This window comes from Klebsiella sp. (assembly GCF_027492335.1).
Classification (GTDB): Bacteria; Pseudomonadota; Gammaproteobacteria; order Enterobacterales; family Enterobacteriaceae; genus Klebsiella; species Klebsiella huaxiensis.
Genome location: NZ_JAPUEW010000091.1, coordinates 1 through 18,954 on the forward strand (window position 1 = coordinate 1; position 18,954 = coordinate 18,954).

Annotated in this window: 14 protein-coding genes; 7 read left to right on the plus strand and 7 right to left on the minus strand. The window is 56.3% G+C overall.

Annotation, left to right across the window (positions count from 1 at the left end):
* Nucleotides 1-74: 74 nt before the first annotated feature.
* Together aldA and QVF11_RS25500 are read right to left on the minus strand one after the other, a co-directional pair.
* Complete coding sequence (gene aldA / locus QVF11_RS25495) at nucleotides 75-1,514, minus strand: aldehyde dehydrogenase (RefSeq protein ID WP_112215751.1); 1,440 nt, start codon at nucleotides 1,512-1,514, stop codon at nucleotides 75-77.
* A gap of 398 nt (nucleotides 1,515-1,912) precedes the next feature.
* The gene (locus QVF11_RS25500) at nucleotides 1,913-2,707 is read right to left on the minus strand and encodes a YdcF family protein (RefSeq protein WP_287860320.1); all 795 of its coding nucleotides are present in this window, start codon (nucleotides 2,705-2,707) and stop codon (nucleotides 1,913-1,915) included.
* 410 nt (nucleotides 2,708-3,117) lie between these two features.
* Here QVF11_RS25500 and QVF11_RS25505 point away from each other — a divergent pair, with 410 nt between their 5' ends.
* From QVF11_RS25505 to QVF11_RS25530, 6 genes are all read left to right on the plus strand, one after another.
* Nucleotides 3,118-4,392 carry a Glu/Leu/Phe/Val family dehydrogenase gene (locus QVF11_RS25505; RefSeq protein WP_287860322.1) on the plus strand — a complete coding sequence of 425 codons (1,275 nt, stop codon included), beginning with the start codon at nucleotides 3,118-3,120 and terminating at the stop codon, nucleotides 4,390-4,392.
* 330 nt (nucleotides 4,393-4,722) lie between these two features.
* Nucleotides 4,723-5,154: a MarR family winged helix-turn-helix transcriptional regulator gene (locus QVF11_RS25510; RefSeq protein WP_112215747.1), complete on the plus strand. Its 432-nt coding sequence runs from the start codon at nucleotides 4,723-4,725 to the stop codon at nucleotides 5,152-5,154.
* Nucleotides 5,154-6,806: an MFS transporter gene (locus QVF11_RS25515; RefSeq protein ID WP_287860326.1), complete on the plus strand. Its 1,653-nt coding sequence runs from the start codon at nucleotides 5,154-5,156 to the stop codon at nucleotides 6,804-6,806. Before QVF11_RS25510 ends, QVF11_RS25515 begins: the two co-directional genes overlap by 1 nt.
* A gap of 21 nt (nucleotides 6,807-6,827) precedes the next feature.
* Nucleotides 6,828-7,913 (plus strand): HlyD family secretion protein, encoded by a 1,086-nt coding sequence (locus tag QVF11_RS25520; protein ID WP_112215745.1) that lies wholly within the window; start codon nucleotides 6,828-6,830, stop codon nucleotides 7,911-7,913.
* A complete protein-coding gene (locus QVF11_RS25525) occupies nucleotides 7,910-9,289 on the plus strand; it encodes an efflux transporter outer membrane subunit (RefSeq protein WP_287860329.1) in 1,380 nt (459 codons plus the stop codon). Before QVF11_RS25520 ends, QVF11_RS25525 begins: the two co-directional genes overlap by 4 nt.
* Before the next feature lie 15 nt (nucleotides 9,290-9,304).
* Nucleotides 9,305-9,964, plus strand: coding sequence for an O-methyltransferase (locus QVF11_RS25530; RefSeq protein WP_287860332.1), 660 nt, complete (start codon nucleotides 9,305-9,307; stop codon nucleotides 9,962-9,964).
* A 147-nt stretch (nucleotides 9,965-10,111) separates the two neighbouring features.
* On the opposite strand, the gene hrpA is transcribed toward QVF11_RS25530, so the two are convergent.
* On the minus strand, nucleotides 10,112-14,014 hold the full coding sequence (hrpA, locus tag QVF11_RS25535; protein ID WP_287860335.1) for an ATP-dependent RNA helicase HrpA: 3,903 nt from the start codon (nucleotides 14,012-14,014) through the stop codon (nucleotides 10,112-10,114).
* 202 nt (nucleotides 14,015-14,216) lie between these two features.
* Here hrpA and azoR point away from each other — a divergent pair, with 202 nt between their 5' ends.
* Nucleotides 14,217-14,822 (plus strand): FMN-dependent NADH-azoreductase, encoded by a 606-nt coding sequence (azoR, locus tag QVF11_RS25540; protein WP_110274817.1) that lies wholly within the window; start codon nucleotides 14,217-14,219, stop codon nucleotides 14,820-14,822.
* Between the two features lie 37 nt (nucleotides 14,823-14,859).
* On the opposite strand, the gene QVF11_RS25545 is transcribed toward azoR, so the two are convergent.
* The 4 genes from QVF11_RS25545 to QVF11_RS25560 form a co-directional block, all read right to left on the minus strand.
* Nucleotides 14,860-15,267 (minus strand): GFA family protein, encoded by a 408-nt coding sequence (locus QVF11_RS25545; RefSeq protein WP_112215740.1) that lies wholly within the window; start codon nucleotides 15,265-15,267, stop codon nucleotides 14,860-14,862.
* A 221-nt stretch (nucleotides 15,268-15,488) separates the two neighbouring features.
* Nucleotides 15,489-15,893 carry a hypothetical protein gene (locus QVF11_RS25550; protein WP_142513603.1) on the minus strand — a complete coding sequence of 135 codons (405 nt, stop codon included), beginning with the start codon at nucleotides 15,891-15,893 and terminating at the stop codon, nucleotides 15,489-15,491.
* On the minus strand, nucleotides 15,869-17,194 hold the full coding sequence (locus tag QVF11_RS25555; protein ID WP_287860339.1) for a phosphatase PAP2/dual specificity phosphatase family protein: 1,326 nt from the start codon (nucleotides 17,192-17,194) through the stop codon (nucleotides 15,869-15,871). Before QVF11_RS25555 ends, QVF11_RS25550 begins: the two co-directional genes overlap by 25 nt.
* Nucleotides 17,184-18,944 (minus strand): bifunctional alpha/beta hydrolase/class I SAM-dependent methyltransferase, encoded by a 1,761-nt coding sequence (locus tag QVF11_RS25560; RefSeq protein WP_287860341.1) that lies wholly within the window; start codon nucleotides 18,942-18,944, stop codon nucleotides 17,184-17,186. Before QVF11_RS25560 ends, QVF11_RS25555 begins: the two co-directional genes overlap by 11 nt.
* Between the last annotated feature and the right edge of the window lie 10 nt (nucleotides 18,945-18,954).

Here is an 18,954-nt window from a genome sequence, read left to right on the forward strand (position 1 = left end):
TTTCTGACGGAGTCATCATACAAGCCCGGACAGATGCGCAGCATCGCCTCCGGGAGGCGTGGATACCCGCTGAGTTAGGCTTGCAAATAGACCACCTGAGTTTGCAGATACTCATTCAGGCCATGACGCCCATCTGCGCCGCCAATTCCCGATTTACGCCATCCGGCATGGAAGCCCTGCATTGCTTCAAAGTTTTCACGGTTGATATAGGTTTCGCCGAACTTCAGCCCTTTTATCGCCTTCATAGCGACATTCAGGTCACGAGTATAGATAGATGAGGTCAGGCCATAATCGCTATCGTTGGCCATTGCCAGCGCCTCTTCAAGCGTGTCAAACGCCACCACCGGCAGTACCGGGCCAAACGTCTCTTCATGAACGATGTCCATCTCCTGACGCACGTCCAGCAGCAGCGTCGGCGGATAAAAATAGCCTTTGCCAGTTACCGCTTTACCCCCAAGGACCACGCGGGCGCCCTGCACGACCGCCTTCGCCACCTTCTGCTCAACGCGCTCCAGCGCGGCGGCGTTGATCAACGGCCCCATGGCGATATCGTCTCGTGATGCCGGGTCGCCAAACTGCACTGCTTTCATCGCTTCACCAAGTCGGTTAACGAAGCGGTCGTAAATCCCTTTTTGCACATACACGCGCTCGACGCAGTTACACACCTGCCCGGTATTAATTACGCGTGAATCAACCACCGCTTTTACCGCCAGCTCAAGATCTGCGTCGTCCATCACGATGGCTGGCGCTTTACCGCCCAGTTCAAGACAAACTTTGGTGATATTTTTCGCCGCAGCGGCCATGATTTTCTCACCTGCCACCACGCTGCCGGTCATGCTGACCATCGCGACTTTCGGGTTACCCGCCAGTTCCTGACCCACAGTTTCGCCACGGCCCAGCACCAGGTTAAAGACCCCTTTCGGCAGGCCGATATCATGGACAATTTGTGCGAAAGCGATAGCATTATTCGGCGTAAATTCGCTCGGTTTAATCACGATGGTATTGCCGGTAATCAGCGCCGGAGCCAATTTGCGGGCAATCAGAAAGAACGGGAAGTTCCACGGCAAAATACCGGTCGTTACACCCAGCGCGCGTTTAAAGACCAGTATGTTTTCGCCCGGACGGTCGCTCTGCACGATTTCACCTTCATAGCGGCGTGCCCATTCGGCCATATAGTCGAGGTAATCAGCGGTAAATGAGACTTCCACCGCCGCCAGTTGCTGGATTTTCCCGCCTTCAGCAACAATCAGCGCAGCGATTTCATCTGCCCGCTCGCGAATACCGGCAGCAATTTTGCGTAGCCACCCCGCGCGTTCAATGGCTGGCAAGGCTTCCCAGCCCGGCTGCGCCCTCTCAGCCGCCAGAATCGCCCGCTGTGCATCCTCCGCGCTCCCGTCAGGAATGCGCGAAAGCAGCGCTTCCGTCGCCGGGTTGATAACATCAATCCAGGCATCACCGCGGCCAGATTCAAACTGGCCGTCAATATACATAGGGTGTTGAACGGGTGCTGTCATGGTCTTCTCCTGTGGAGTTATTGTTTTTAACAAGTGAATTTAATGTTAAAAATTATCTTATGACCGAAAAATCGACAGTCTGGACCCGTGTTTTTGTGAATCATTTCATAAAAATAGATGAGTTCGACGCAGATAAAATCACAATTCGATAACACACAATGCCCGTTTGCGATAATCCTGACTCAAACGGGCAAATTTTTCGATTCAGTGCTTAGTCGCCAGGGGATCTGACGGTTTTTTCAGGGATATGCTGTTGAGGTGGAATACTCCGTTCACTTCTGTTCTGTACACCTTATTTATTTCCTCTACGAGTGAACGGCATGGGGGGCGTTTCGCCCGCCCCCCATCGCTGCAAGCCCGCATTTAAAACCACTGGCTAAAAGAAACTTGCACAGAACCTAACCCAGCGTTCGCGCACTCAGCGCATCGGACAACAGACGATCATCGCGCAGCGTCTCCCACGCCTGCACAATATGCGGCGGAATATCCACATGGGCGATAAACCCCTTACCCAGCGGGCCGTATCCCTGCGGATTGTCTGCCAGTCGCGGCAGTTCGCCGAGAATCAGCGCCAGATAGCGCCCAACCGGCCACAGACCCTCTTGCTCACCACTAAAGGTTAAACCGTTATTACTATTGCACAGCACAGGCGAGCAGCCCGGCGTGCTGTACCATTGCGGCGCAGCGATCTCCTCCCCTTGCCAGACTCGGGCAAACGTCGCCATCGTTCTGCGCTGCATCGTCGGGTCCTGGATCACCACGCCCGCGCGATGTGCAATCCCTCTCTCTTCGAGCATTTGTCGGGTAAAGCGCGCGTTCTCTCCGCAGTTGGTGGAGCAGTCTTCCACCACAATCCTTTCACCAGGAATCTGCCAGAATTGATGGGCAATATCCGCAAGAATATGCGACTCGGCGCGCCCCGATACCGGCAGCGTCCGGTAGCGAGAATCACTCAACACCGAGTCGTATAAAAATGAGGTGGAGTGACCGATGCCACCGCTGATCAGCAACGGTACAGCATGACGTACCGCCAGTTGGCAGGCAAAATCAATGGTCGGGATCACCGCATTGCCCGCCAGTACCACCACATCGATTTGCGGATACTGTGGCAAATCATCCTGTGCCAGCCAGGCCCCCAGCCGGTTTGCCGCGTCTAATGTCGCCTCCGGTAGCGATGGAAAATGTTCTGACATGCTCTCTCCTGTTAACATTCTCAGCCTTAAATTACCGGCGACCATATTAGACCGTACGTCTTACTTTGGGTAATAAAGTGCGACCCGATTACCGATGCTTTTTAAGCAACAAAGTCAACACACAAACGCAGCGTTTTATTCACTTTTTGAAGAGGGTCAAGATTCTAATAAATAGAGAGAAATAGCCACAACTACGGCTTTAATGCACAAAGATGCATATTCATCCGTAGACAACGTTATTTTTCGTTTTTTTATTCATAAAAAACGCAAACCCAGCCGTGACAACAGCATATTCTGCATTTTTGCCAAATACCGTCCCATTAAATTGGTGATAACATTCTCGTTACAGAGTTTATCGCTATCTCTTTCCACGGTTAACAAAATAATTATTACTGCAAAACAGGACTCTTATGGAAAAGTTATCTTACGCTTCTGAAAGTAGTACATCTCCATGGACCACCTACCTGCGTCAAATCGACCGCGTCGCGCCCTACCTCGGCGATCTCGCCTACTGGATTGAAACCCTTCGCCACCCAAAACGCGCGCTGATTGTTGATATTCCAGTACAAATGGATGACGGTACTATCCGCCATTTCGAAGGTTATCGCGTTCAGCACAATCTCTCGCGCGGGCCGGGTAAAGGCGGCGTGCGCTACCATCCGGATGTCGACCTGAATGAAGTCATGGCGCTCTCCGCCTGGATGACCATCAAGTGCGCCGCAGTCAATATTCCTTACGGCGGCGCAAAAGGCGGGATCCGCGTCGACCCGTTCTCATTATCCGAAGGTGAACTGGAGCGTCTGACCCGCCGCTATACCAGCGAAATCGGCATTATTATTGGGCCGCAAAAAGATATTCCGGCACCGGACGTCGGAACCAACGGTAAAGTGATGGCCTGGATGATGGATACCTACTCCATGAACCATGGCACGACCATTACCGGCGTGGTGACCGGCAAGCCGATCCATCTCGGCGGCTCCCTGGGCCGTGAAAAAGCTACCGGGCGCGGTGTGTTCGTGACCGGGCGCGAAGTGGCTCGCCGCAGCGGGATCGAAATTGAAGGCGCGAAAGTGGCGCTGCAAGGTTTTGGTAACGTCGGCAGCGAAGCGGCTCGTCTGTTCGCGGGCGTCGGCGCACGCATCGTGGTGATTCAGGACCACACCGCAACGCTGTTTAACGAAGGCGGTATTGATATGGCCGCGCTGACCGCATGGCAGGCCGAGAACAAACAGATTGCCGGTTTCCCTGGCGCGCGTGAAATTGCCAAAGAGGAGTTCTGGACCACGCAAACGGATATTCTGATCCCGGCGGCGCTGGAAGGTCAGATCACCCGTGAACGTGCAGAAACCATCAGTTGCAAACTGGTGCTGGAAGGCGCTAACGGCCCGACCTATCCGGAGGCAGATGATGTGCTGGCTGAACGCGGTATCGTGGTGGTACCGGACGTTATCTGTAACGCCGGTGGCGTCACCGTGAGCTACTTCGAATGGGTGCAGGATATGGCCAGTTTCTTCTGGAGCGAAGAGGAGATCAACGCCAAAATGGACCGCATCATGACCGATGCTATCGTTCACGTGTACGAAAAAGCGGTTGAAAAAGAGTGCTCTTTACGTACCGCCGCCTATATCGTGGCCTGTGAGCGTATCCTGATGGCGCGTAAAGATCGCGGCATCTATCCAGGATAATCTGACCTTCTCAGCCCGTTTTATGCCGGGCTTGAGTCCCAAGTTTCGGCTATTCAGGACACATTCTTTGACATTGCCCGGTGGCGGCTAACGCCTTACCGGGCCTACAAACAATGACTAACCTGATGATATTGTGCAATTTGTAGGCCGGATAAGGCGCAAGCCGCCATCCGGCGAAAATGCGAGCCTGGTTGTCTCTCTTTCCTCCTTCCTCATGCTTATCCCACAATAAACGCACATACCGTTAACCGATTTTTATCAATCAGCTTGAATTCTCGTTTTGGCCAGGCTTAAAATCATTAGAGCTCTAACGATATTACAGGCTGACCTATGGACAACCGACAGCTTAACTTCTCCCATCTTTTGTATCTGACCGCCCACCACTGGCGGCTGGCGGTCAACCGTCGCCTCAAAAACCTTGGCATGAGCCAGGCCAGTTGGGTCGCCGTTGCCGCCATTGCGCGCAACGAACAGCCGCTGTCGCAAAGCGAGCTGGCCCAGGAACTGGGCGTCGAAAGCGCCACCCTCGTGCCGCTCCTTAACCGGCTGGTTGATCTCGGTCTGGTCGAACGGGTCAAAACCGAACGCGATAAGCGTAAACGTCTCCTGATCGCCACCGCCAAAGGCCTTGATATTTATCAACAGGTGAAAACGGTGGCCGATGATTTGCGTGAGGAGATCCTCACCGCCATTACCCCTGAAGAACAGCAACAGACCCAGCGGGTGCTGGAAAAACTGCTGCGCGAGGTTGAGAAAAAATAATGCCTCGCCGTACAAGCAATCCTTATGTACCCCACGATTGGGCTCCACACGAAAAACCGGCCATTCTCGGCTCACCTTCAACGCCAATTCACAGCACGCCAAAACGTATTGCCTACGGAATCGTCGGGCTACTGGTATGCCTGACCGGTGCGCTGGGCAACGCGGTGGTCACTGCCAACCTGCAACTGTTGCAAGGGACCTTTGCCGCCTGGTCGACAGAGATCGCCTGGCTGCCTGCGGTCTACGTAATGACCAACGTCTCCATCAACCTACTGCTGGTGAAATTCCGCCAGCAGTTCGGCCTGCGCGCCTTTACCGAAGGCTTTCTTGTGCTCTACGTACTGGTGACCTTCTTCCACCTGTTTGTTAACGACCTCAGTTCAGCCCTGATGGTTCGCGCAGCCCACGGCATGGTAGCAGCGGCGCTCAGCTCGTTGGGCATTTATTATCAGGTTCAGGCCTGGCCTGCCCGACATCGACTAAAGGCGCTGACTATTGGCATCACTGGCTCCTCGCTGGCGATCCCCCTTGCCCGCCTTTTCTCTACCGAACTGCTGCAAATTGATGAGTGGCGCGGGCTGTACTTTTTCGAACTGGGGCTGGCGCTGGTGTCGCTGGCCTGCGTGATGGCGCTGAAGCTGCCGCCGAGCGATCGCAAAAAAGTGTTCGAGAAGAAAGATTTCATCACCTTCTGCCTGCTGGCGCCGGGGATGGCGCTGGTGTGCGCAGTGCTGTCGCTGGGGCGGCTGGACTGGTGGTTTGAAGCGCCGTGGATTGGCTGGTCGCTGGCGGGCGCAGTGGTGTTGATTGTTTCCGCCATCGCCTTTGAACATAACCGCAGCAACCCGCTGCTCAATACTAAATGGCTTTCCAGCGGCAGTATTCTGCGACTGGGGCTAATTATGCTGCTGATCCGTATTGTACTGGCGGAACAGAACACGGGGGTGATCGGCTGGTTGCAGTACGTCGGTCTGCAAAATGAGCAGATGACCAATCTGGCGTGGTCTATTTTTGCCGGGATCGTCTGCGGCATTGTCGCCAGCTGCCTGACGCTTAATCCGCAGCGCCTCTACTGGCCCACCGCCACGGCGCTGGCATTGATTATGGTTGCTTCGCTGCTGGACAGTCAGTCGACGATCCTCACGCGCCCGGAACAGCTGATGTTCAGCCAGTTCCTGCTCGGTTTTGGCAGCGCCTTCTTCCTCGCCCCGGCGATGCTGGCGGGAATCGGCGGCGTGATTGCCGATCAGCGCAACCTGGTGAGCTTCTCGGTGCTGTTCGGGATGAGCCAGAATATTGGCGGCCTGCTGGGTTCCGCCATTCTCGGTACCTTCCAGACCTGGCGAGAGAAGTTTCACTCCAGCCAGCTTGCCGACCAGCTCACCACGCTCAATCCGCTGATCACCGAACGTTTACAGCAATACAGCCAGATGTACCAAAGCCAGATTGGCGACAGCACGCTGCTGAACGTTCAGGCTACCACGCTGCTGCAAAACGCCGCCACGTTACAGGCCAATATTCTCGCCTACAATGACACTTATCTGCTGACAGCGGCGATTTCTGCCGCCACGCTGGTCTGGGTTTTCTGGCGCTTAATAAGATTGCGTATTACCGCCCGTATTGCGCTGAAACGCGCGACGGGCAGCAAATAAAATGATTACTCTGGAGTTATTATGAGTCAGCAGGATGCGGCCAAACAGCAGGCCAATACCCGTAACAATATTCGCGTCGTCTCCATCTTTACCGCTGCAGCGATTGGTATCGTCGGCGTACTGGTTATTCTCTACGCCTGGCAGCTACCGCCATTTACCCGTCAAAGCCAGTTTACCGATAACGCCTATGTGCGCGGGCAGACCACCTTTATCAGCCCGCAGGTTAACGGCTATATCACTCAGGTGAAGGTGCAGGATTTCAATCAGGTAAAAGCCGGAGACGTGCTGTTCCAGATTGACGATCGCATTTATAACCAGCGCGTTCACCAGGCGGAAGCTCAGGTGGCGATGAAAGAGGCGGCGCTGAAGAATAACCAGCAACAGCGTAAAAGCGCGGAAGCGGTGATCGCGCGTAACGAAGCGGCGCTGCAAAACGCCCGCGCGCAGAATCTCAAAACCCAGGCAGATTTAAAACGCGTTCAGGAACTAACCGCCGACGGCTCCCTTTCCATTCGCGAGCGCGATTCTGCTCGCGCCAGCGCCGCGCAGGGCAATGCGGATATTGAGCAGGCGAAGGCAACGCTTGAGATGTCACGTCAGGATCTGCAATCGACCATCGTTAACCGTGATTCACTGGTGGCCGACGTTGCCAGTGCCAAAGCGGCGCTGGAGCTGGCGCAGATCGACCTGCAAAATACCCGAATAGTCGCTCCGACTGACGGCCAGCTAGGACAAATCTCCGTCCGGCTGGGCGCATACGTTACCGCCGGGACGCATTTGACCTCGCTGGTGCCGCCGCAGCACTGGCTGATCGCCAATCTAAAAGAAACCCAGCTGGCGCAAGTGCGCGTTGGGCAGCGGGTGACTTTCACCGTCGATGCGCTGAACAGCGAAAAATTCACCGGTACCGTACAAAGTATTTCCCCGGCGACCGGCGTTGAATTCAGCGCCATTTCGCCGGATAACGCCACCGGTAACTTTGTCAAAATCGCCCAACGCATTCCAGTGCGCATCGCCGTGGATGAGGGACAGAAAAACCACCAGCGGCTGCGTCCGGGGATGTCGGTGCAGGTCACCATTGATACACGCGGGGAGGAGAAACAATGATCCGCCCGCTCACCCTCGCCGTCATTCTCGCGTTAGTTGGTTGTCAGTCTGCCGACATCCAGCAAGCCGCCCCTGGGTTACAAATCCCCACTGCCTGGCGCACGGATGTCGGTCCAGGCAGCCCGGTGGAAGGCGTGTGGTGGCGCAACCTTCACGACAGCACGCTCAATCTGTATGTCGATCAGGCGCTGCGCTACAACAGCGACGTGCTGATTGCCCGCGAGCGGGTGAATGAGTATCAGGCGCGGGTTTATGCCGCCGACAGCAGCTTGTTTCCCTCTCTTGACGCCGGACTAACCGGCACCCGCGCTCGTTCGCAGTCGGCAGCGACCGGCCTGGCTGTCCATAGTACGGTGTATAAAGGCGCGCTAACCGCGAGTTACGATGTTGATATCTGGGGGGCAAACCGCAGCGCCGCCAGCGCGGCTGAGGCTAGCCTTGAGGCGCAAAAGGCCGCAGCCGCGGCGGCGAACCTGACCGTCGCGACGTCGGTGGCGGTCGGCTACATCACCCTGCTCTCCCTGGATGAACAGCTGCGGGTGACGCAGCAAACGCTAAAATCGCGGGAAGATGCGTTCAATCTGGCAAAACGCCAGTTTGAGACCGGCTACACCTCGCGCCTGGAGCTAATGCAGGCGGATTCGGAACTGCGCTCTACGCGGGCGCAAGTCCCGCCGTTACGCCACCAAATCGCCCAGCAGGAAAATGCGCTCAGCCTGCTGATCGGGTCTAACCCGGGAGCCGTTAAGCGCAATGAATTCGCCCAGTTGACGCCGCTGACGCTGCCTGCACAGCTACCATCAACGCTGCTTAACCGCCGCCCGGATATCGTTCAGGCCCAGCGCCAACTGGTGGCCGCCGACGCCACGCTGGCGTCATCGCAGGCGCAGTTGCTGCCGTCAATTAACCTTACCGCCACCGGCAGCATGCAGGATCGCACCCTGCCCGATCTGCTCGATAATCCGCTACGCTTATGGAGCCTGGGCGGCAGTATTCTGGCGCCGCTCCTCAACCGCCAGGCGCTGAATGCTCAGGTGGATGTGTCGATGGCCCAGCGCAATCAGGCGCTGTACGGCTATGAGAAAACGGTGCGCGGTGCGTTTAAGGAGGTGAACGACAGCCTCGATGCGATTGGCCGCTACGGCGAGCAGTTGGCAGAGTTACAAGAGCAGGAGAACGTCGCCAAGGAGACGCTGCGTATCGCCCAGAACCGCTATCGCAACGGCTACTCATCTTACTTAGACGTGCTGGACGCCCAGCGCACGCTGTTTTCCACCCAGCTCAGCGTGGTACAGGTGAAAAACAACCTGCTGCTGGCACAAATTGATTTGTACCGGTCGCTGGGAGGTGGCTGGTCTGATTCATCAGGGATGTAATACGGGAAGTCTGACATGCAGCAACAGTGGACGGCAGTAGATAATTATCTCGTTAAAGCATTAATCCCCAACGATCCAATACTGAAGCGGGTTCTCGAAAATAACCAGCGTGCCGGGCTCCCGGCTATCGACGTCGCCGCCAATCAGGGGCAGTTTCTCGCTCTGCTGATACGGATGACGTGTGCAAAACGGGTGCTGGAAATCGGCACCCTCGGCGGCTATAGCACTATCTGGATGGCACGCGAGCTACCTGCTGATGGCGAGCTACTCACCCTGGAGGCCGACGCACATCATGCCGCCGTGGCGCGGGAAAACCTCCGTCTGGCAGGCATCGATGACAAGGTTCAGGTGTTGGAAGGCCCGGCGCTGGCAACCCTCGAAAAGCTGGGCGAACGCCCGCCGTTCGATCTGATTTTTATCGATGCGGATAAGCCCAATAACCCAAATTATCTGCGCTGGGCTCTGCATTACTCCCGTCCGGGGACGTTGATTGTTGGCGATAACGTAGTGCGCGATGGCGAAGTGACTAACCCGGACAGCACGGACGATCGCGTTCAGGGCGTCAGAGCGTTTATCGAGATGATGGGCAGCGATCCGCGCCTGACGGTCACGGCGCTGCAAACGGTAGGCAGCAAAGGCTGGGATGGTTTTACGCTGGCCTGGGTGAACCATTAATTAATCTGAAAATCCGGATTGCGGCGCTAAGCCACAATTCGGATCATGCCGGCTATTATTAGTTAATTCAGAAAATAGATTTGCGTATCAGGTCGGCATGGCGTTTTCACTCCCCGAAAAGAGAATGAAAACGCCATTATCACAACATCAGGCCACGATGGCGTCCATCGCCTGCAGCACCCGCTTGTCGGAAATCGGGTACGGCGTGCCAAGCTGCTGAGCGAACAGGCTGACGCGTAGCTCCTCGATCATCCAGCGGACTTCCTGCACGTCGTCATCCTGGCGACGGTTAGGCGGCAGCTTATTTAGCCACTGCTGCCACGCCTGCTGTACGCTTTCGACCTTCAACATCTGCACGCGATCGCGATGCGGATCGATAGCCATTTTCTCCAGACGTTTTTCAATCGCCTGCAGATAGCGCAGCGTGTCGCCCAGACGGCGGAAACCATTGCCGGTAACGAAACCGCGATAAACCAGCCCGCTCATCTGCGATTTGATATCCGACAGCCCCAGCGCCATGGTCATATCCACGCGGCCTTTCAGACGCTTGTTGACGTTAAATACCGCCGTCAGAATCTGCTCGACCTGTTTGGCGATTTCCACCACCGTCTCGTTCAGCTCAGCACGCACTTTTTCATGCAGCGCGGCAAAGCCCTCTTCCGTCCACACCGGCCCCCCCGCTTCATCGATCAGCTTATCGACGCCACAAGAAATACAGTCATCAATCAGATCCAGCACCTTGCCATACGGATTGAAGTAGAGCCCCAACTTAGCTTTATTCGGTAGCTTCTCGTGCAGATACTTAATCGGCGACGGAATATTCAGCAACAGTAAACGGCGCAAACCGCGCCACATCGCCTGCTGCTGCTCCAGCGGATTATCAAACAGCTTGATCGCCACGCTGTCGCGTTCGTCCACCAGCGCAGGCCACGCTTTCACTTTGTAGTTACCACGCTTCTGCTCATAACTCTCAGGAAGCCGGCCAAAGCTCCAGATATGCAGCCCGCTCTGCTCGATACCGTCATCAGCGACTGCGGACAGCGTCTCCTGCACTTTGCCCTTCAGCGCATCTTTCAGATCCTGCAGCGAGCGCCCCTCCCGCAGCTTCTTGTTTTTATCATCCACCACCCTGAAGGTGATTTTCAGGTGATCGGGCACCTGCTCCCACTGCCAGGATTCGCGGTCGATAGTCACGCCGGTCATCCGCCGCAGTTCTCGCTCCAGGGAATCCAGCAACGGCAGCTCCAGCGGCGTCGCGCGGCCCAAAAATGCTTCCGCGTAATTGGGCGCAGGCACGAAGTTGCGGCGTACCGGCTTCGGCAGTGATTTAATCAGCGCGATAATTAGCTCCCGGCGCAGTCCAGGGATCTGCCATTCAAATCCGGCCTCTTCGACCTGGTTGAGCAGCGGCAGCGGAATATGCACCGTCACGCCGTCGGCGTCGGCACCCGGTTCAAACTGATAGGTGAGACGCAGCTTCAGGTTGCCCTGATGCCAGAAGTTCGGATAGTCCAGCTTGCTGACCTGCTCCGCCCCCTCTTTAATCAGCATGCTCTTCTCAAAGTTGAGCAGATCCGGCGTCTCGCGACTCGCCAGCTTCCACCACTTATCAAAGTGGCGCGCGGAGACAACGTCATGGCTGATGCGCTGGTCGTAGAACTCAAACATCGTTTCGTCATCGACGAGAATGTCGCGGCGGCGCGATTTATGCTCCAGCTCTTCAATTTCGTTACGCAGCTTCAGGTTATCGCGGAAGAAGGCGTGGCGGGTCTGCCAGTCGCCTTCCACCAGCGCGTGGCGGATAAACAACTCGCGGCACAGCGCCGGGTCAATCTGGCTGTAATTCACCTTACGCGCGGCAACAATCGGCAGACCGTAAACGGTAACCTTTTCAGTCGCCATCACCGCGCCCTGCGCCCGCTCCCAGTGCGGTTCGCTGTACGAGCGTTTAATCAGATGCTGCGCCACCGGCTCAACCCATTCCGGGTCAATACGCGCGGCAATGCGCCCCCACAGACGGCTGGTTTCCACCAGTTCAGCAACCATCGTCCACTTCGGCGGTTTCTTAAACAGTCCTGAACCGGGGAAGATGGAGAAACGCGCATTACGCGCGCCGGTAAACTCCTGCTTATCGGCGTCTTTCATGCCGATATGCGACAGCAAACCGGTCAGCAGCGCAACGTGAATTTCCCGATACTCAGCGGGTTCGCTATTGACCGGCAGGCCCAGTTCTTTGACCACCTGACGCAGTTGCGTGTAGATATCCTGCCACTCGCGCACGCGCAGGTAGTTGAGGAAATCGACCCGACACTGTCGGCGGAACTGGTTCGACGACAGCGCTTTCTGCTGTTCGCCGAGGTAATTCCACAGGTTGACGAACGCCAGGAAGTCGGACTCTTTGTCGTGGAAACGACGGTGTTTCTCATCGGATGCCTGCTGCTTGTCCATCGGCCGCTCGCGCGGGTCCTGAATGGAGAGCGCTGAGGTAATAATCATCGCCTCGCGCACGCAGCCGTGTTTTTGCGCTTCCAGCACCATCCGCGCCAGACGCGGATCGACCGGTAACTGGCTGAGCTGGCGACCCATTGCCGTCAGCTTATACGCAGTCTGCTGCTCGTCGGTGGTAATCGCCCCCAGCTCTTCCAGCAGGCGTACGCCGTCCTGGATATTGCGTTTATCCGGCGCTTCGACAAACGGAAACGCGGCGATATCGCCCAGCCCGAGCGCGGTCATTTGCAGGATAACGGACGCCAGGTTGGTACGCAGAATTTCCGGGTCGGTAAACTCCGGGCGCGACAGAAAGTCGTCTTCGGAATAGAGACGAATACAGATCCCTTCCGATACGCGACCACAGCGGCCTTTACGCTGGTTAGCCGAAGCCTGTGAGACCGGTTCGATCGGCAAACGCTGCACTTTGGTACGGAAACTGTAGCGGCTGATACGCGCGGTACCCGGGTCGATAACATACTTGATGCCCGGTACGGTCAGCGAGGTTTCTGCGACGTTGGTCGCCAGCACGATCCGCCGCCCGCTATGAGCCTGGAACACACGGTTCTGTTCGCTATTCGACAACCTGGCATACAGCGGCAGCACTTCCGTATGACGCAGGTTCAGCTTATTGAGCGCATCGGCGGTATCGCGAATTTCACGCTCGCCGCTCATAAATATCAGAATATCACCGGCACTTTCACGCCCCAGCTCATCAACGGCGTCGAAAATCGCCTGTAGCTGATCGCGCTCGGTGTCGTCCGCATCTTCGACAATCGGACGATAGCGCACTTCCACCGGATAAGTTCGCCCGGATACTTCGATAATCGGCGCGTTATTAAAGTGGCGCGAAAAGCGTTCCGGGTCGATGGTCGCCGAAGTGATGATGATTTTCAGATCCGGACGACGCGGCAGCAGCTCACGCAGGTAGCCGAGCAGGAAGTCGATATTCAGGCTGCGCTCATGCGCTTCATCGATGATGATGGTGTCGTACTGCATCAGCAGCCGATCCTGCTGGATTTCCGCCAGCAGGATACCGTCGGTCATCAGCTTGACCATCGTGTTGTCGCTAACGTGGTCGCTGAAGCGGACTTTATAGCCGATACAGCCGCCCGGTTCCGTTTGCAGCTCTTCGGCAATACGGTTGGCAACGGTTCGCGCCGCCAGACGACGCGGCTGAGTATGGCCGATTAAACCTTTGATTCCACGCCCCAGCTCCATACAGATTTTCGGCAACTGAGTGGTTTTACCGGAACCGGTCTCCCCCGCCACAATCACCACCTGGTGGTCGCGTACGGCTTCGAGAATCTCTTGTTTTTTCTGGCTGACCGGCAGGTTTTCCGGATAGGTGATATCAGGTCGGGCGGCTTCGCGCAGCAGGACTCTCCCTGCCGCCTGTTCAATCTCTTGCGCCATCTCCTGAAGAATGGCCTGTTGAGCTTCAGGATTTTTAACCTTCTTCACGCCGTGCAGGCGACGGGCGAAGCGCGGTTTATCGCGCAACATCAGGCCATCAAGCCGTTGCAGGAGCTGTGAGAAGGTGATTTTTTGTTGTTCTGTCATAGCGTTATCGGGCAGCGCACTGCCGGGAAAAATCTCTTTTGAAGTATCGCGTTAGAGTACCACATCCGCACATTTTGTGCCTTGTTCAAAAAAACTGAACACAGAGTTCGATTTATTGCGCTTTCTCTGTGGCATGATTGTGAATACAGTGTCAACAAGCACCAGGGCATCAGCCCGTCAATCACATTAAAAGGAAACACCCATGAGCAAGGTATTAGTTCTGAAATCCAGTATTCTGGCAGGGTACTCGCAATCTGGTCAGCTGTCCGACTATTTTGTTGAACAATGGCGTGAAAAACACGCTGAAGACGTTATCACCGTGCGCGACCTGGCCGCAAATCCGATTCCGGTACTGGATGGCGAACTGGTTGGTGCTCTGCGTCCGAGCGATGCACCGCTGACTCCGCGTCAGCAGGAAGCCCTCGCGCTTTCTGATGAGCTGATCGCTGAACTGCAGGCTAACGATGTGATTGTTATCGCCGCGCCGATGTACAACTTCAACATCCCAACTCAGTTGAAGAACTACTTTGACCTGGTGGCACGCGCTGGCGTGACCTTCCGTTACACCGAGAAAGGTCCGGAAGGTCTGGTCACTGGTAAACGCGCCGTTGTTGTGACCAGCCGCGGCGGCATCCATAAAGATACCCCGACTGACCTGGTAACGCCGTACCTGTCTACCTTCCTGGGCTTTATCGGCATCACCGACGTGAACTTCGTGTTCGCTGAAGGTATTGCTTACGGTCCGGAAGTGGCTTCCAAAGCGCAGTCTGACGCTAAAGCCGCCATCGACAGCGTTGTTGCTGCATAAGGCTGAACGCCTCCCGCTTTACGACGGGAGGCGTATTTTACTTTTTCTCGTAGCGTAAATACCCTGCCACGCCGCCGCCACCATCCTTTGGATGATTGATCCCATTGCTCACCTCTACGCAAGGAAAATCGAAAGGCGACACCCCTTCAATGCATGCCACATTCACACCATACTGCTGCGGATTCGAACGCCGCTGATGAAAAGTGTAGATCCCGCACACCGAGCAAAAGAAGTGCACGGCTTCGCCAGTATTAAAGCGATACTCCGTGAGCTTCTCACGTCCACGTAATATATCGATTCCTGCAAGCGGAGCAGAGACCGCCACCGCGCCGCGCATCCGGCAATATGAACAGTTGCAGCGCCGAATGGTGTTGAACCCATCGCTGAGTTCAACGGTAAATGCCACCGCGCCGCAGTGGCACTGAGCGGACAGTTTTTCAGCCATAGCGTCTTCTCTCTTCAGGCATTGGTCGTACAGCCTGTATTGGGGTGAATGTAAAGAATAGCCTGCAAACATACTTAACCATTCACGCCATTAATGCCAGTATCAACATCATCTACGTTGCGGTTTGCCGTTTCCCCGGAGGCGGTGCTGCGCACCTGTCCGGGCTACAAAACCAGCGCAACGCGCCGCCTCCGGGATCCATTCCCAACCAAATTTTTATATCAAACCACTAATGCCATTAACCACATCGCCCACGTTGCAGCGACAGCCATCAGCGTTCGGTGAAGCTGTTTGAGTGCGCCCTGCTGACGCCCGGTAAACGTCAGTTCGCGCAGCCCTGCGCGCTGCCAGATAAAAGCCATCGCCTCTCCGGCATGGTCGTTATTCTCTTGTGTGATGAGCGTGAAATAGCGCGCATCCAGCCAGATTCGCCAGCAGCCAAAAAAGACGATCCCGCATAGCAACACGATGACGGCGCGCATCACGCCCGATGGCGCGATAAACATCGCCCATAGCAATGGCGGAGTGGCAAACAGCAGCAAATAGCGCCAGCTGGCCAACGTATGCTGAAGCAAACGATGCTGAAGATCCGCCTCATTTGTTACATCGTCACTTTCTGTTGCCATTGCCGTAGCCTCTCCAGATGTTCATTCGTTAGCACCACCTGCGGGCGACTTCGGCGCAGAGAGGAAACCGCCTGCTCTACCGTTGCCGAATGGCCGTAGCACAGGAGCCATGCTGCCACCACCATCGCACTGCGCGACAATCCCAACGCGCAGTGAACCAGCACCGAACCCTGCTCCTCGCGCAGCGTTTCCAGCATCGCCACCGCCCGCCGCAGCTCGGCTTCCTCCGGCGGCACCAGATCCAGCATCGGTACGCAATAATAGGCGCGCGATAACGTGGCGCGGCTACGCGGAAATTCGCAGGTCAGATCCAGCACCGCATGTTGTTCAGGCGGGCGACGCGGATAGCTGCCGAGGTAAACGCCTGCAGCGATGGAGCTCACCGGCGGCAGACGTCGAGTGAACCAACGCATCGACAACCACATACCAGCGCGCCACGGGAGCGTCAACCAGTACACAGCTGGCGGCAGTCGCCCCTTTTCATCTTTGCCCATGGTCGCCACGCCAAACCCGCCATAGCCGCGTCCGGCAATCAGCAGCGCCACCACCGGCCAGACCAGCACCAATAGTGGCCAAAAAGACCACGGTCCCAGCAGCGCCCCGACGACCATGCAAAAGGCTGCCCCCAGCACGTAATACCGCAGCAGCCTGAAGTGGGCTATATCCGGCTGCTGCCAACGCCAGCGGCTTTGATAAGGCACCATCCAGTCGATCAACATCCCCACAGCAAGCCCGGTCACAATATCGATAAAATGATGCTGCCAGGTAGTTAGTACCGAAACCGCAATCAGTAAAAACCAACCACTACATAGCCTGCGCCAACCGCCGGAAAGGTGACGGTTGAAATGACGCCACAGCAGCCAGCAGAGAATAATATGCAGCGATGGCGACTGGTTATACGGTAAGTCAAACTGCTCAAGCTGGCTGAACAACCAGCCCGCCGCGCCGGAAACCGGCGGGCGCGTAAAGCTAAACTGCAAGGGGAAAAGTGCAAATCCGGCGCAGGCAATAACCGAAGCTAACACCAGGCGGTGCACCAGCCGCCGCTGCTCAAAACGCGTCGCGCAGGCAAACAGCGACAGCCCGTAAAACAGATCCAGACTCCAGTAAGGAATAATGCTCCACGGAATAAAGGGGATCGCCGACTCCCAACTAAACACGATGCTGCCAACGTTATGATGCTGAGCATCGCGAAAGGCGGTAAATAGGTTCAGCTTGCCATAGGTGAAGAAGAAAAACGGTGCCAGCAGCAATAGCCAGCCAACCGCCTGCAGCATAACCTTACGACGTTCAGTCATCACGGCGCACCGCCATAGAAACGGTGAAAATCCCCCACTCGTCAATCAGCTGCGTACATTTCTCAAAGCCCGCTTCGCGCACCAGTGCATCCATTTCGCCCTGGGTACGCACCCGCATCACCCACGCTTTGCCATCTTTGTGGTTGGTCAGCGACCAGGCGATAGTTTTTAACTGCGGGTGCCACGGCTGGCCAGTGTAAATCAGCACCCCACCAGGCGGGATAGCCTGCCCAAGGCCTTCTAGAGATTCACGCACCGGCGCATTTTCCGGGAACAGTTCGTACAGCCCGGAGACAATACCGAGCGTCGGTTTAGGCTCCAGCGCCGCCAGCTCCGCGCGGTTAAAAGCATCGCCCTGCTCAAAGCGCGCGCGGGCTGACATACCGCGTTCCGCGATCATCTGCTGACCTTTCTCAACGTTCAGCTCGCTGTAATCACGCAGCAAAATTTCACTCACCGTCGTTTCTGCCTCCAACGCATCAAGCACGTAGCGCCCATGTCCGGCGGCGATATCCACCACCCGCACCGGCACCCCTTGTGCTGTGAGCTGCGCAACTGCTTGCTGAATCAACTGCTGGAGATGGACCTTACGCTGACGAATACCGCGCCAGCCAACGCTATTCAGGTAGTTTTTATCGATGTGTCGCCCCAGCCAGCTGCTGCCCTGCGGCTGGTTACGGTAGACGTAATCGAGGGTGCTGCCAGAGTCAAAACCGGTTGTAAAACCCAGACGCACGCCCGCGGATTGAGTCCCCAACATCTTCATGGCATAGCGTAGCCCTCGGTAAGCTAAATCGTCACAGGAGTAAGGCTCCGGGCCGCCATTCAATTGCCGCCAGCTATCCGCCCCCGGACTCCAGCGATCTTCCTGAGAGTAATCGAAAGGCTGCGGCAGCTGCGCGTACAGCACGTCAAGAAACGCGCGTATTTTGTCGAACGCCAGCGCGCGGTCGCGCTCGCCCAAGGTATCGTGATAAAAACCGGGCAGCACATGCATTTCTTTCAGCGGGTGACGCAAACGCTGGTAAAAATCACGCTGCGGCTTACGGTGAACCACATAATCCGCGCCGGAAACCAGCATCAGCGTCGGTAAGGTGATTGCCGCCGCATCGCTTACCAGCCGCTCCGCCGTGCGGTAGAGATCGAGCAAGATATTGACCGCAATCGCCCGCGCGATTAGCGGATCCTGATTAAAACTCGCCACGCGCTGCGGGTCGTGTGTCAGGTATTTTCCTTTTACATAGGAATTAACAAAAAACAGGCCGCGCAGTTTATACATTAATCCCAGACCCGCACGCGCAAACGGGACGTAGAGCTTGACCTTAAATGCGGGTGAGGCCAGCACCAGGCCGCGAATATTCGGCGCATAATCATGGGCCCAGGCGGCGGCCAGCACCGCGCCAACGCTTTGCGCGATCACGGTAACGTCCAGCATGTCAGCCTGAGAATTCGCCGCCGCATAGCGAACAAATTCATCGACATCGCACACCGAGCGCGCCAGCGAGGGACTGAACCCGCGCTCTCCCGGAGAGCGACCATGCCCGCGTGCGTCCCATGCATAAAAATCGGCCTCAGGCATGGCTAACTCATCGACGATATGTTGCAAACGCCCGGAGTGCTCGTGCCCCCGATGGAACAGCACAATCACTTTGCGCGGCGCTCCCGCAGCAAGGGCCGGCCAGTAGCGATAAAACAGCGACGTGTTGTCGCTGGTGACAAAATGGTGTTCTTGCGCAATGCGAGTCTCAACCATGAGATTTTTA

What these genes read in the sequence shown, in the direction of transcription:
- aldA (WP_112215751.1), bottom strand. Translation starts at nt 1,514, where the DNA reads ATGACAGCACCCGTTCAACACCCTATGTATATTGACGGCCAGTTTGAA.
- QVF11_RS25500 (WP_287860320.1), bottom strand. Translation starts at nt 2,707, where the DNA reads ATGTCAGAACATTTTCCATCGCTACCGGAGGCGACATTAGACGCGGCA.
- QVF11_RS25505 (WP_287860322.1), top strand. Translation starts at nt 3,118, where the DNA reads ATGGAAAAGTTATCTTACGCTTCTGAAAGTAGTACATCTCCATGGACC.
- QVF11_RS25510 (WP_112215747.1), top strand. Translation starts at nt 4,723, where the DNA reads ATGGACAACCGACAGCTTAACTTCTCCCATCTTTTGTATCTGACCGCC.
- QVF11_RS25515 (WP_287860326.1), top strand. Translation starts at nt 5,154, where the DNA reads ATGCCTCGCCGTACAAGCAATCCTTATGTACCCCACGATTGGGCTCCA.
- QVF11_RS25520 (WP_112215745.1), top strand. Translation starts at nt 6,828, where the DNA reads ATGAGTCAGCAGGATGCGGCCAAACAGCAGGCCAATACCCGTAACAAT.
- QVF11_RS25525 (WP_287860329.1), top strand. Translation starts at nt 7,910, where the DNA reads ATGATCCGCCCGCTCACCCTCGCCGTCATTCTCGCGTTAGTTGGTTGT.
- QVF11_RS25530 (WP_287860332.1), top strand. Translation starts at nt 9,305, where the DNA reads ATGCAGCAACAGTGGACGGCAGTAGATAATTATCTCGTTAAAGCATTA.
- hrpA (WP_287860335.1), bottom strand. Translation starts at nt 14,014, where the DNA reads ATGACAGAACAACAAAAAATCACCTTCTCACAGCTCCTGCAACGGCTT.
- azoR (WP_110274817.1), top strand. Translation starts at nt 14,217, where the DNA reads ATGAGCAAGGTATTAGTTCTGAAATCCAGTATTCTGGCAGGGTACTCG.
- QVF11_RS25545 (WP_112215740.1), bottom strand. Translation starts at nt 15,267, where the DNA reads ATGGCTGAAAAACTGTCCGCTCAGTGCCACTGCGGCGCGGTGGCATTT.
- QVF11_RS25550 (WP_142513603.1), bottom strand. Translation starts at nt 15,893, where the DNA reads ATGGCAACAGAAAGTGACGATGTAACAAATGAGGCGGATCTTCAGCAT.
- QVF11_RS25560 (WP_287860341.1), bottom strand. Translation starts at nt 18,944, where the DNA reads ATGGTTGAGACTCGCATTGCGCAAGAACACCATTTTGTCACCAGCGAC.